The sequence below is a fragment of the Moorena sp. SIO3H5 genome (assembly GCF_010692395.1).
GTDB lineage: Bacteria > Cyanobacteriota > Cyanobacteriia > Cyanobacteriales > Coleofasciculaceae > Moorena.
Genome location: NZ_JAAHHS010000208.1, coordinates 1 through 13,589, shown reverse-complemented (window position 1 = coordinate 13,589; position 13,589 = coordinate 1). Strand labels below are relative to the sequence as shown.

Sequence of the window (13,589 nt, the reverse complement as noted above, 5' to 3'; positions counted from 1 at the left end):
TGTGTACCACTACCCTATCTCCCTATCTCCCTATCTCCCTATCTCCCTATCTCCCTATCTCCCTATCTCCCTATCTCCCTATCTCCCTATCTCCCTATCTCCCTATCTCCCTATCTCCCTATCTCCCTATCTCCCTATCTCTCTATCTCCCTATCTCCCTATCCAACCCATCTACTATCTTTGAATGCAACTCGGTATAATATCTGTCTTAATATGTTTCTATCTTGAGAACTCTACCGTTGAATCATAATGAAGTGCTATCTTGCTGCTGCCATTCAAATGACTAGTTCCCCTGACCTAGAACAAAACCTAGTTCAGGCAGAAGAACTGATCGACCTAGCCGTGCGTCGTGGTGCTGAGCTGATCAGTTTACCGGAAAACTTTTCTTTTCTTGGTACAGAGGAAGACAAAATTACCCACGCTGATGCGATCGCAGAGCGAAGTGAACAATTCCTCAAAACTATGGCGCAACGGTTCCAGGTCACCATCCTTGGTGGTGGCTTTCCGGTACCAGTGGGTAGTAGTAAAGTCTACAATACTGCCCTACTCATCGGTTCGAGTGGCAATGAACTAGCTCGCTACCATAAAGCTCATCTATTTGATGTTAACCTCCCTGATGGGAATACCTATCGAGAATCAGAGACAGTTAAGGCTGGAACTGAACTACCCAAAGTCTACTCGTCCCCAGAATTCGGCAATTTGGGACTGTCTGTGTGTTATGATGTCAGATTTTCGGAACTCTACCGACACTTATCCCAGAATGGAGCGGATGTATTGTTTGTGCCTGCTGCCTTTACCGCCTACACTGGCAAAGACCATTGGCAAGTTCTGCTCCAAGCTAGAGCCATAGAAAACACCTGCTATGTGATTGCCCCAGCCCAAACTGGTCGTCACTATGCCATGCGCTACACCCATGGTCATGCGATGATAGTGGACCCTTGGGGGGTAATCTTGGCAGATGCTGGAGACACACCAGGAGTTGCGATCGCAGAAATTGACCCAAACCGTCTCCAACAAGTGCGCCAACAGATGCCTTGTCTAGAACACAGAGTCTTTGCTTGATTAGTTCTTAGTTATTAGTTATCAGTCTTAATTAACCTGAGTTCTGGATCAAGTTGATAATGTCGAACTCAGGTAATAACTACAAAATAACTACTAATGACTAGCAACAGCCACAGCAGATTGAGGCCAACGCCCTACGGCTTCACCAATGACCGCCAATTCTTTCACCAACTCATCAAACCGATTCGGTGTCAAGGATTGTGGTCCATCAGACAGGGCTTTAGCGGGGTTGGGGTGAACTTCGATCATCAACGAATCAGTTCCAGCTGCGATCGCCGCTTTTGCCATAGCTGGAACATATTCAGACTTCCCTGTACCGTGACTGGGGTCAATCATAATCGGCAAGTGAGTTAGGAGTCGTAAGACTGGCAGTACTGAAAGATCTAGGGTATTCCGGCTGTATTTACGGTCAAAAGTCCGAATTCCCCGTTCACAAAGAATCACATTAGAATTGCCCGCTGCTAGGATATATTCAGCAGCCATCAACCACTCATCAATAGTTGCTGACATGCCCCGCTTCAGGAGTACTGGCTTATCTTGAGCCCCGACTTTTTTCAGTAGGGCGAAGTTCTGCATATTACGGGCACCAACTTGCAGAACATCTGCTACCGTACCAATTTTATCCACATCAGCCGTGTCCATCACTTCAGTAATGATGCCCAACCCAGTTTCTTCCCGTGCCTTGGCTAGCAAATCCAAAGCACTTTCCCCATGACCCTGGAAGGAATAGGGGGATGTCCGGGGTTTGTAGGCACCTCCCCGCAAGAACTTTGCTCCTGATGCCTTAACCCTGCGTGCTGTTTCGACGATCATCTCCTCGTTTTCTACGGAGCACGGACCCGCAACAATCACCAAGGGATGGTGTTCACCGAAGACCACTGGCCCATTGGGCGTTGGCACTAGCACCTCACTGGCTTCCCCATGACGATACTCACGGCTAGCTCGTTTAAACGGTTGCTCTACCCGCAGTACCTGTTCTATCCACGGACTAATTTCCTGAATTTGTAGGGGGTCTAAAGAAGCGGTGTCACCGACTAGACCCAACACCACTTTATGCTTACCAACAATTTTTTCTGGAGTCAGCCCCCATTGACTCAGTTCCTGGCTAAGGCGAGTAACCTCGACTTCTGGAGAGCCTACCTTCATGACTACTATCATAAAAAAAATCCTCGTGAGTTTATAAACCCCGCGTCTAATGACCGGGGATGAAAAACGAGCCGACTAAGAGCCGATTAATTGGTTGTACATGTAAACAAAGATAATTCTAAGGCTGAAACCCAAGATTTCCCTTAGAGTGTGTCATACAACTAGATTCTTAACAGCTTAGGGACTTTAGCCCCAGTCTGGGAATGTGGGTGGTAGATGGTCGAGTTACTCCCTTTTACTCCCTTTGCTGTTGACAGAGTGCTTTATTATTCTATAAAACACTTTATGGCTCTATATATGCCTTTTTGACTTATATTTATATTTCAATAGTCGCGATATCTGCTTGAACCAAAATTTTGAGCAAATTACCCTTGTATAATATTGGATTGAGGCGGAATAACGGAAAAAATATAACTAATCAATATAACAATATGTTAATTAACATAACAAGTTTTTTGCCCAGGTTAGTTAGGAAGCGAAAAAGTGCTTCCTACCTGGTAACCTTATCCCCAAACTGAGACCATAGGATCCTCAAAGGATTAAGTCTTTGTCTTAGCAGCACGCCATGCTGATGTCAATCTGCCTAGGTTAGTGGTGAACTCTTGCCAACCAAAAAAGGTTCCTGGTATATCTTCCTCCCACGAAGCAGAAAGAACACCATAGCTCAACCCCAACACACCTAGACCAAAGCATCCCATACTCACCAGAATCACTGCCACATGGGGTAACTCTACCCCAACCTGTGTGATCAATAAATAGCTCACCACAAATGTAGCTATCCCTAAGAAACTAGGAATACCACACATTAGACCCATCCGACGCACCATCCGTTTACTGACCACATCGGGGATTGTCATTGAGTCATTTGAGGCAGCCGTTGGCTTATTTTGCTTCTTATTTTGCTTCTTATCTTGCTTCTTATCTTGCTTGACAGTAGTTTTACTGGGTTTTTCTTTAGGAGTAGTTTGGGGATTTGTAGATGAATTTTGGGCTTTAGGGTTCTTTTTGCGCTTTTGACGTGGTTCAAAAGGCAATCGATCCCGTGACGGTTCAGTAGACATACACTCTTTTACACTAGGGTCTGTTAAACTAGGGTCTATCCCCGAATACCTAAGCGCTCAATCAAGTTTTTATACCGTTGTTGATCGTCTTGACGAATATAGCTAAGTAAGCGCTTGCGGCGACCGATCATCTTTAACAATCCCCGTCTCGACGAGTAATCTTTTTTGTGGCTTTGTAGATGGAGACTCAATGTATTGATACGCTCAGTCAGGATAGCCACTTGCACCTCTGCCGAACCGGTGTCAGTTTCATGAACCTGGTAGCCATTAATAATTTCAGTTTTACGTTCTTGAGTTAGACTCATGGATAAATTTTAATTAGTATAAGTCAACAGCTTTCTATTCTATCACCATCAAGACGGGATTGAATTCCCCGAGGCTGGGGGATTCTGATGCTTAGCTGAGCGCCGCCTATCTAACCACTGTTGTAGGATAATAGCAGCAGCGTGACGGTCAATGAGTCCTTTATTGTGGGTAAGCGATCGCTTACTCGCCTTAAGTCGCGATTCAGCCTCCCAAGAGGTAAGGCGTTCATCGATATACTCTAACGGCAGCTGGAGTGCTGCTGCTAATCGCCTCGCCAATTTTTGCACCTTTTGTGCCTGGAAACCCAGAGTCCCATTCATCGAATAAGGCAAACCTACCACTAGTACCTGCACTTCTCTGGTTTCAACTAACTCTCGCAGTTGGTCAACATCCCTTTGAAAGGAGGTACGCTCAATGGTAGTTAAACCAGTAGCAATCAAACCCGTCCCATCACAACCCGCCACACCAATACGTTTGCTTCCCAAATCCAATCCCAGTGCTGAAATTCTTTCCATAGCTTAAGCTCCTATCCTAATCAATTTACAGTCAAAGAGCTAATTTGGGAAATGGCATATTAGGTATGAAGGTTCCTTACATTAGCTATAACCCAACTTTGGGATATCTAACTACTTCTGTGGTGAAGATTTAACCGACACCTTCTCCTCTTGAGAGACTACACTCTTAGACTGGGAAACCCCAATAGAGACCTTTTTCCCCTTAGCACGGTGTTTCTTCGATGGGGATTGTGACCAGGATATGCGGCTGGGGATTGGGGTTCTGGCTGGCTGTAGCCCCTGAAGCACATCCGATAACTCAAAAGTAACAGACTTGGTTTCCCGCAACTTATGCCAGACAGAACGGGACATCAGCAAAGTATGCTCAATCCGTTCTGCTCCCAGCTGAGCTAGATACTCTTCCTGCTCAGCTTGATAGTCAGCCGTTGCCAGATGTAGGGATTGGGAAGGCAGTTTTTGGGCAATTCGTGCTATTTGAGACAGTAACTCTGGATATAGGTAATTGTAGGCTGGATGAACTGTTAACTCAGCTGAGTTGGTACGGTTACCATCACGGCACAGTCGCAGCCGAAAATAGCCAACGGCGACTTTACGCTGTGGTTCAAATACATAGGCACTGATCACTTCAGTATGATTTAGCCACTGCCACAGTGAATCAATGATTTTCCGTGACATACTGGTTTGAAAATCCTGGATATGGCGGTCAAAAACCTTACGCACTATTGGTGGCATTGATGCCGTATCCAGTTGATATAGCAACTGAGCATCTGCGTTACTGACAGGCAAAAGGTTCGGCAAATCTGGTTCACGAACCGCCAATTTTTCCAGCAGTGTTGGCTCAATCACCCAGTAGGTCATCTGAGCTAGGGGTTGGAATCCGTTTTGCCGATACAGAGCCAGTGAACTTTTATGATTGATATTGACTTCCAATAACCAAGTTCGCGCTTGCCAAATTTTTTCAAAGCAATGGCGCAACAGAGCCGATCCAATGTCTCTAGTTGCCAGGGTGTTACTCACTATAGGAGTGTTGGCATCAACTAACACCTGCTCCACCCGCCAAGTACTACGGGTGTGATTAAATGGGGAAATTTTGATCAGTCCGCGCAGCTTTTGGAGTTCCTCAGCCACATAGATACAAAAGCTGTACTGATAGGGGTTGGGAAACCAACTCAAAAACTTCAGCAACCAATACCAGCCTCTAACGTGTTTAAGTGGCTGTGGGACAACGGATGGGCAGATCTTACTCTGGCCATCTGTTGTCTGTTGCACTAGCTTCTCTATTGCTGCCAAATCATGGTATTGAAATGGGCGGATCAAGTTCTTCGGGTTTTCCGAGACAGGTGAAGTCATTTTGGTTACGGATGCCATGAAGCTGCTCGCTCTGTTTGACCCATGTTCTTGCGCTGTAACCTACATTTGCAAGACTAGGGTTACTGCCAATATATTAGCTATTTTCCCATCATCCCAGTTGTGACAAGACATATAAGTAATATCAAGTTGTTTTCATGGGGTTTAATGCACCAGTGGGACTGTTGAGTGTTGAGTGTTAATCCTTAACAGTCAGTCAAGGGTAAACACTCAACATAGTCTCAACATAGGTAAGCAATGCGCGCGTGTCGCGTATCAGCCAACAGCCTGTGGCCAACCTACTTGAGGTGCGAATAGCTTTTGAATCAAATAACTTGACCGCTGACCGCTGACTGCTTACCAACATAGTCTCAAGGTAGTATACTTAGCCCCTATCTAGGTATTGTAAGGCTTAGTCTTCATCCATTATATTCCCTTTGTCTACCCGTTCTAACTGCCACAGAATTTGATTACCTTCACGCCTGACCCTGGACACAACCCAGTTGCGCCAAGACCAGTGGTTACCCCGACTAGTGACAGCGCTGGCGTTGACATCCATTAAATCCGCCAGTTCAGAACTACTAATCAGGTAGCCTTGGCTGGCAATTTCATCCGCGATGTGTAGAGTTTCTACCAGATTACGCAGTTGAGCAACTCTCACCTCACGGGGTAATTCGTCAGTTGTACTAACAGAAGAAGAAATAGCTGATTCCATAATTAAAACAAAAGATATATATCGATGAGGTAGAAATGCTCGATTATATAGTTTACGTAAACTAACCCATCAGTAGTATGGGAGTCTGATATCCCTGTTACTATCTTTGGTGAAAGATTACCACCGAAGATAAAGGTTCAACAAACCCCTCTCTCCAGCAATCCCTAACAAGACCCCCATCTGTCTTGCCTAAAATTAAAACACTATTAGTAAAACACTACTAGACCAATCCGGTAAGCCCCCCACAGCACAAAGTCGTGAGCTACGAACCCCTACATCACAAATATCGTCCCCAGAAATTTGCGGATTTAGTGGGGCAAGATGCGATCGCAAAAACCCTAACCAATGCCATCGAGAGTGAGCGCATTGCCCCTGCCTATTTGTTTACTGGCCCTAGAGGTACGGGCAAAACCTCTTCGGCACGGATTTTAGCTAAGTCTCTCAACTGTCTCAATACTGATTTGCCAACTCCATTTCCTTGTGGGGAATGTCACGTCTGCCGTGAGATCGCTGGTGGTTTATCCTTGGACGTGACTGAGATGGACGCAGCTAGTCATACCGGTGTAGATCATATCAGGGAAATCATTGAACGGGCTCAATTTGCCCCACTCCAGTGCCGCTACAAAGTGTATGTGATCGATGAATGCCATATGCTTAGTACCGCAGCCTTCAACTCCCTTCTAAAAACCCTGGAAGAACCGCCGGAGCGGGTAGTCTTTATCTTGGCTACCACAGACCCTCAACGGGTATTACCCACCATTATTTCCCGCTGCCAACGCTTTGATTTTCGCCGCATTCCCCTAGAGGCAATGGTGTCTCATCTAAAGGATATTGCAGTTAAGGAAAATATAACTATTACACCAGATGCCTTAACCTTAGTGGCACAAGGGGCTCAAGGGGGGCTCCGGGATGCAGAAAGTTTGCTAGATCAACTGAGTTTGTTAGATGAACAGGTCACGGTAGAGCGGGTTTGGGATTTAGTGGGGGCAGTACCTGAACAAGACTTGCTGGCATTGCTAAACGCGATCGCATCTTCTGAACCAGTAGCAGTACTAGAACAGTGTGGCTATCTGATCGATAGAGGTCGAGAACCCCTAGTTATCCTACAAAATCTTACTAGTTTCTACCGAGATTTGTTGATTGCTAAAACTGCTCCTACTCGTCATAATTTATCAGCCATCACCCTGCCCACCTGGCAGAAGCTGTGTGAGTTAGCTACACAGCTGGATGTGGAGAGTATTTTACGTAGTCAACAGCATCTAAAAGACAGTGAAGTTCAGATCAAAAATACTACCCAGCCCCGTCTCTGGTTAGAAGTCACCCTAATGGGTTTATTGCCAGCGGCTCTTGCCTCTCAATCCCTAGAAACCTCACAGTTATTCCCTAAAAATCCATCGGTCAAACCCTCAGCACCTGCGGTTAAACCTAGGCACCAGCCTAACCTACCACCAGTTGCGAGACATCAGCCCAGAAAAGAGCCATACCATCAACCAACCTCTTTACCAGATCAGACTACTGCTACACCAGAGCATCAAAGTCAACCAGCTCAGAAGCCCAAGACTAAGCAGCAAACTGACAAGCCTAAACCTTCAGAAAGGTTAGGGTTTCAATCACACCCGGACACCTCTACCAATGGCATACCCAAAACCCCTGATTTAGTGACAACCTCAACACCGAATCAGGGTGTTGACCATAGCGCTAGGGTTGAGCGAGATAGCGAGGTTAGCAACCAGCCCTACGAAATCGAGCAGGTTTGGCAACAGGTCATTCATAATATTGAACTGGATGGCTCTAGAGAAATACTGCGTAGCAACGGCTGTTTATTAGCTTTCAATGGCCGAGAGGCATCTATTGGCATCAAAAAGAAGGGTGTACAAAAGCTCATACAAGGAATGTTGCCCCAAATTCAAAAGGCATTTGCCAAAGTTCATCCAGGTCATGTGAAAGTTAATTTTCAACTAGTAGGAGCACTCCCCACCCAGACCGCTCCTCAATCAAGAGTGACCCTACCAGCAGTACCAACTCAGAAATTACCTGCACCAATTACTACCCCAGAAGCACCACAGGAATCTTCAAACAGCAAAAGGGATTCAAAGGATGATTCAACCGAGGCCAAACTAGTTGTGCCACCTAGCACCAGTGACTCTTCAAAGCCAGCGGTAAACCCATCCCCCCAACCATCCCAGCCAGAAAACCTTGCCCCTCCTAGCAATTCTGAAACATCTGAAGCAGCGGAGACTGTATTATCGAGCCCAGCATTATCCAGCCCAGCATTATCCAGCCCAGCATTATCGAGTCCAGCATTATCTAGGCCAGCCTATGATTTCCCTGACTTAGACTGGGATGCTGATAAAATAGAGCAAGCTTTAGGAAAAATTAAAGATTGTTTTGGCGGAGAAATTATTGATTTAAATGATGAGCTGAGTAATAATGAACTCATGGCCAAAGAGCCATTAGTAGAGTCGTTTGTCAAGGATAATCAGGGTACCTTTGACCAAAAGCAACCCGAATCATCAGTAGCCGAAAATCAATCTGATCCAAGACCGTTTTCTAGAAAGATTCAGAATAAGCCCCAACAGTTAAAATATGATGAAGATGGTGAACTATCTTTTTAGACTTATTAAAAATTTGTAAATTGGGCTAGGAAAGGGAGCAGGGAGCAGGGAGCAGGGAGTAGGGAATATGGCATCAAAAATTATCACAAATAATTTGGTAATTTTAATTCCTAGGCTCATAGGCGAGGCAAAATTTCTGGTAATAGCTGGCCTGGAACTTTAGAAAGGGCAAAACTTTGTCCCGCAGGACCATTTTCCTGAGAGAATGCCCGAATGGTGTGGATCAGGTAGTTCAGAGAAATTTGGTAGGTTTCGGGTTGATCAACTGTACCCATAGAAGCTTGCACATGTTGGTGTAGGGCAGCTTCTAAATGAGTTAACTTAGACCCTTTGCTTAACGAAAATTGTGGCTGTGTGGCTAGCTGGAAATTCACTAGCCCCAAGTTGTTGTAGGTAGCTATAATATCAAAGTTAACTGGTACAGGTGATCTGTTCTGGTTAGAGACTTGGTCAGAGGGGTGTGGTTGATGTCCTGCGATCGCAAGAGCATTTTCATAAGCCCTTATACATTGCTTAAGGTATTCTACTTTTGCCCCATATTCCTCCTTTAACTGGTCAGCTAAGTGCCAGTAGGCGGTACCTAGGTTATTCTGGGTTGCAGCACAGCCAGCTGGGTCAACCTCCGGTTTCCGGTATTTGAGAGCATCTTGATAGGCAAATATCGCTAGCTTCAACCAGACTGTTGGTTGTTCGTGCTGGGCAATACTCCAGTAAGTCGTACCCAGGTTATTTTGAATCATTGCCCAATTATGAGGATTGGCTGTGGTGTCATGATGAGAGATGGCTTCTTGGTAGGCTGCGATCGCTTTTTTTAAATTAGGCACTGGTGATTGATATTGCGCTAGATTCCAGTAAGCGGTTCCTAAATTATTTTGGGTTGAAGCATATTTAACCAAGTCATGGTCAGCACCGCCATAGCGCAAAGCTTCTTCATAGGCGCGAATAGAATTTTCCAGATTTTTAGCTAAATCTTGGTACTGGGCTAACTCTCCATAAGCTGTTCCCAAATTATTCTGTATCATGCTAAAAATTTCCGGAGATTGTTCCGCTAAAAAGTCAGTTACTGCTACTTGATAGCACTTAATGGCTTGCTCCAAATAAGAGACCATCAGGTTGTCATTGTTCGGACAACGAGATAGCATCCAGTAGAAATTTCCTACATCATTGAGGATAGCGGATTCTTCGATAGGTGTGAATTTTGACCATTGCAGCGCCTGCTCATAAGCCTGGATTGCGATCACTAAGTTTTCCTCAGAGGCATCTCCTTGTTCAATCAGATAGCGATAATGATTGCCCAATTCAAGATAGGTTTGGCCTGTAGATGGTTTTTGAGTTCCAGGTTGCAAGTTATTTGGTTCAGAGTTATCTTGTGGTGTTTCAGTTTCAGTTGTCGGTGGCAGGTTATTTAGTTGTAAGTTATCTTGTGGTGTTTCACTGTGATTTTCAAGTCGCACATTCTTTGATTGAAAGTTATCGTTTGAAGCTTCAACATTAAAACTTTTAACTGTCAACATATCCTCTTGCCGTGACAGTGTCTCCACATCTTCCTGACCAGGATCGATTACTGTTGTTGAAGGGGGTAATGTGTAAGAATCCTGTGCTGTATCAGCCACCCTTTGAGATAGGGGTGTTGGTTCTCCTTCAAACTCAAAGAAACCAGTGTGCTGTTGCCAAAATTCTGGTACCGACTGCTGAATGGAATAAAACCAAGGTCGTGGCAACCACAGCAAGAAAGTCAGTTCCCAGTAGCTGAGATTATTCCCAATTGACTGTAAATGCCTGAGAAACAATCGTTGCAGTGCTGCAGGTTGCCGTGTTAAGTTTTCTATACCCAGAATCTGAAATCCCGGTATACTTTCAGAAGTGTAAGATTCCTCATGGTCGGTTAACCATTGACTAATCTGAGCTAAGGGATTGGGTTCGCTCAGATTTAAATTCAGGCTGACCAACTTTGGGTAACCTTGGTGGTTCCTTGACCCGTTTGCTGCACATAAGCCTAACTCCCGGTATAGTTGATCTGCTAGCTGATTGCGCAGATTCAGGTCATCACACACTGCCAAAAAAAGCTGGCGGCGCAGACCAATACTCAAAGCGAGTTTCAAACGTTGATAGGTTTGCCGATTCCAACTGGAAATTTCTTGATTTGAGGCAATGTCCGTTACTATCATGCTGGCATAGGTGTCAGAGCAAAGGGATTCCATATCAACCTTTTCCTGGTTTTGTTGCCTAAGTCAGGATTTAACTTGAATATTCTGTGATCGTGGCTTAATTTATCAGTACTTAGCACTCAGGACGATTTTAAGGGAAGTATTCTTTAAGTATCATTACAAAATAAATTACCTCCTCCTATTTTTGGTAATGCTTACAAAATCAGGTTTTTGATTTTGTAAAATCGGTAATTGTTTTTGTGTGATTACTTACAAATGAATTAGGATTACTATATCCGTATTTATAACGATTGTTGAAAAATAATACTCTATAAAAATCAGTAATTTTAACCATAGCTATTACCATAATTTTAGTCAACAATAGATTAAAGTATATCGCTGTTTACTAAATTATCGTAAGTTTATGCCCTACGCGCACCTTACGCGAACAGCAATCAGCGGTCAGCGGTCAGCGGTCAGCCGTTGGCATCTCAAGTAGCACCTCAAGTACCCCATAAGCTAAACGCTTACTTTTCTATTAATTAGGTACACATATTTTTACCGATTCCCGATTCCCAATTCCCAATTCCCGATTCCCGATTCCCAATTCTAGATTCTAAATTCTCAATTCTAAATTCCCGATTCCCGATTCCCGATTCCCGATTCCCGATTCCCGATTCCCGATTCCCGATTCCCGATTCCCGATTCCCGATTCTCTAGAAATGATTAAACTCAATCAACATTTAATATCCTATTTAGGTAGTTGCGCCTTATCTGCACTGGTGCTATTTCCAGGATTAGCTAAAGCTCAGGTTCAAGTTTCTCCTTTAGTTATTGAAGAAGAAGCAGAACGAGGTCAAGCTAGAGGTATCATCAACGTCACCAATCGCAGTAATAAGGCATTTCGAGCCCGTGTCTATGCGACACCTTTCACCTACGATGAAAATGGGTTTGAAGCATTGGAATCTAGCTCTAATGATTTAACCCCTTATCTACAATTCTCCCCTCGTGAGTTGGTAGTAGAACCAGGAGTAACTCGCCGCATCCGAATGATTTCCCGCTTTCCTCCCAGTATGGATAAAGGGGAATATCGGGCGGTGATTTTCACAGAAAATCTCGAACATTCCGAGAATAACCGTGGTGGTGTCAGTATGGGCATAGTACCTCGCGTTGGTGTCACTGTCTATGTACGTCATGGAGATATTTCTCCCAAGTTGACGGTAGAGGAAGCGAGCTTTGATCACAAGAGTAAGCAGATTCTCTTACAGGTTAGCAACAGTGGCAATGCCACTGCACGTCCCAAGGTGGAGTGGACTCTGAAACAGGGAAGCACTACGGTCACCACTGGCAAACAAAACGAATGGACAGTTATTGCTGGGGGAGAACGGAATATTTCTATCAGATATCCTAGTGATGCCAAGGAATTGACAGCTGGACAATACCAATTGACTGGAACCTTCCTTTGGGGCGAAGAAGAGAATTCACAAACCCTGCCTTTTAGTATTAATCTGACTGTTCCCAGCAGCACCACTGCTCAAAGTAGGTAAATTCAGAGTAGGTCAATCAGCAGACCTTTGAGAAAAGTTCAAAACTACTCTCTAAAATCCTGTGCAAGCTTACCTGTTTAATGTTTCTTTTGAAAACTAATTAGGAGAAACAGTAATCTTAAACTTATAGAGATATTCACCAGCAACCAGTGGTCTCAAAGATTCAATAGACAAAGAAGCCACAAGATCGTAGTTAACAGACTCATTAGTTTCTACTGTGGATTGGTCTCGATTATCAACTACTTGACCATTTTTGGAGAGTATCTCAATAATTTCGGTATCTGGACTGCCACCCACAGGACGACCTAAGATGCCATACTCTATCTGAGTTGCTTGCTCTAAAAGTTTCCGAGACCGCTCATTCAAGGGAATCAATTCCCCAATACTGACGGTGACGTTAGAATTAAATATTAGGTTACTTCTAGCGGGTTGCTCAACCCTGGAGGTCAATCGATTCTCAGAAATTTCTAGACTTCCGATTTCTACGTTAACAAATGAACCGACTCCCTCCACGGTTCCAAAAAACATAAACTCCTGGTCAGATGTCGCTAACTGGGCACCAGCACCTATAGTACTAGCGGCTATGGCCAAGGCAGTTATCGTAGTAATTACTAGGAATTTTATCAGTTTTTTTGACATGGTAATTTCCTGGGATAACGTTACGGTTTTATATCCGTATTATTCCCCTATTACCATCCGGATTATTCCCAAAGATATAGCGCTACGCGCCAGGCAATAGGCAATAGGCAATAGGCAATAGTGAATAAAAAAGCTTAGTAATCAAGGGATTGAGCGATTTTAATTTTTATTAATTTGTCCTAACCATAGTGCGTAGTGCTATATAGAAAATTTATATAAATATTACTTTTTATTAATTACTAGTTATTAGTGCCTAATGGCTCACATATAGCGCTACGCGCAAGTCAGAAGTTAGAAGTCAGAAGTCAAAAGTAAGCTAGACTCACGTTTGCTGAGTTTAGGAATGAGGTACACAATATTTTGTCCCTCTTGCCTCTTGCCTCTTGCCTCTTGCCTTCCCCTCCTGGGAGGGGTTAGGGGTGGGTTCCTCTTGCCTCTTGCCTCTTGCCTCTTGCCTTCCCCTCCTGGGAGGGGTTAGGGGTGGGTTCA

The 13,589-nt window shown here is 44.4% G+C and carries 12 protein-coding genes; 4 read left to right on the top strand and 8 right to left on the bottom strand.

All coding sequences use genetic code 11. The features are described 5' to 3' along the window. Together F6K52_RS21115 and F6K52_RS21110 are read left to right on the top strand one after the other, a co-directional pair. A partial coding sequence (locus F6K52_RS21115; protein WP_293082115.1) for a hypothetical protein occupies positions 1-184 on the top strand: 184 nt, incomplete at its 5' end. A gap of 65 nt (positions 185-249) precedes the next feature. After that, positions 250-1,062 (top strand): carbon-nitrogen hydrolase family protein, encoded by an 813-nt coding sequence (locus tag F6K52_RS21110; protein ID WP_293082112.1) that lies wholly within the window; start codon positions 250-252, stop codon positions 1,060-1,062. Positions 1,063-1,155: 93 nt separating this feature from the next. Here the strand turns inward: F6K52_RS21110 and aroF are convergent, their stop codons facing one another. From aroF to F6K52_RS21080, 6 genes are all read right to left on the bottom strand, one after another. Continuing rightward, positions 1,156-2,220 carry a 3-deoxy-7-phosphoheptulonate synthase gene (aroF, locus tag F6K52_RS21105; protein WP_293082109.1) on the bottom strand — a complete coding sequence of 355 codons (1,065 nt, stop codon included), beginning with the start codon at positions 2,218-2,220 and terminating at the stop codon, positions 1,156-1,158. A 527-nt stretch (positions 2,221-2,747) separates the two neighbouring features. After that, complete coding sequence (locus F6K52_RS21100) at positions 2,748-3,269, bottom strand: PAM68 family protein (RefSeq protein WP_293082106.1); 522 nt, start codon at positions 3,267-3,269, stop codon at positions 2,748-2,750. A 35-nt stretch (positions 3,270-3,304) separates the two neighbouring features. Further along, complete coding sequence (rpsO, locus tag F6K52_RS21095) at positions 3,305-3,574, bottom strand: 30S ribosomal protein S15 (RefSeq protein ID WP_070395791.1); 270 nt, start codon at positions 3,572-3,574, stop codon at positions 3,305-3,307. 48 nt (positions 3,575-3,622) lie between these two features. Continuing rightward, the gene (ruvX, locus tag F6K52_RS21090; RefSeq protein WP_293082103.1) at positions 3,623-4,090 is read right to left on the bottom strand and encodes a Holliday junction resolvase RuvX; all 468 of its coding nucleotides are present in this window, start codon (positions 4,088-4,090) and stop codon (positions 3,623-3,625) included. Between the two features lie 111 nt (positions 4,091-4,201). Then, entirely contained in the window at positions 4,202-5,440 is a 1,239-nt protein-coding gene (locus tag F6K52_RS21085; RefSeq protein WP_293082100.1) for a GNAT family N-acetyltransferase, read from the bottom strand. Between the two features lie 409 nt (positions 5,441-5,849). Then, positions 5,850-6,152, bottom strand: a complete 303-nt coding sequence (locus F6K52_RS21080; RefSeq protein ID WP_008188499.1) for a hypothetical protein — start codon at positions 6,150-6,152, stop codon at positions 5,850-5,852. A gap of 257 nt (positions 6,153-6,409) precedes the next feature. Here F6K52_RS21080 and F6K52_RS21075 point away from each other — a divergent pair, with 257 nt between their 5' ends. Further along, complete coding sequence (locus F6K52_RS21075) at positions 6,410-8,767, top strand: DNA polymerase III subunit gamma/tau (RefSeq protein WP_293082097.1); 2,358 nt, start codon at positions 6,410-6,412, stop codon at positions 8,765-8,767. Between the two features lie 116 nt (positions 8,768-8,883). Here F6K52_RS21075 and F6K52_RS21070 read toward each other — a convergent pair whose 3' ends face one another. Beyond that, on the bottom strand, positions 8,884-10,968 hold the full coding sequence (locus F6K52_RS21070; protein WP_293082094.1) for a tetratricopeptide repeat protein: 2,085 nt from the start codon (positions 10,966-10,968) through the stop codon (positions 8,884-8,886). A 668-nt stretch (positions 10,969-11,636) separates the two neighbouring features. Between F6K52_RS21070 and F6K52_RS21065 the strand changes: the two genes are divergently transcribed. Next, complete coding sequence (locus tag F6K52_RS21065) at positions 11,637-12,461, top strand: P pilus assembly protein, chaperone PapD (RefSeq protein ID WP_293082090.1); 825 nt, start codon at positions 11,637-11,639, stop codon at positions 12,459-12,461. Positions 12,462-12,557: 96 nt separating this feature from the next. Here F6K52_RS21065 and F6K52_RS21060 read toward each other — a convergent pair whose 3' ends face one another. Then, the gene (locus F6K52_RS21060) at positions 12,558-13,100 is read right to left on the bottom strand and encodes a hypothetical protein (protein WP_293082087.1); all 543 of its coding nucleotides are present in this window, start codon (positions 13,098-13,100) and stop codon (positions 12,558-12,560) included. Positions 13,101-13,589 lie beyond the last annotated feature (489 nt).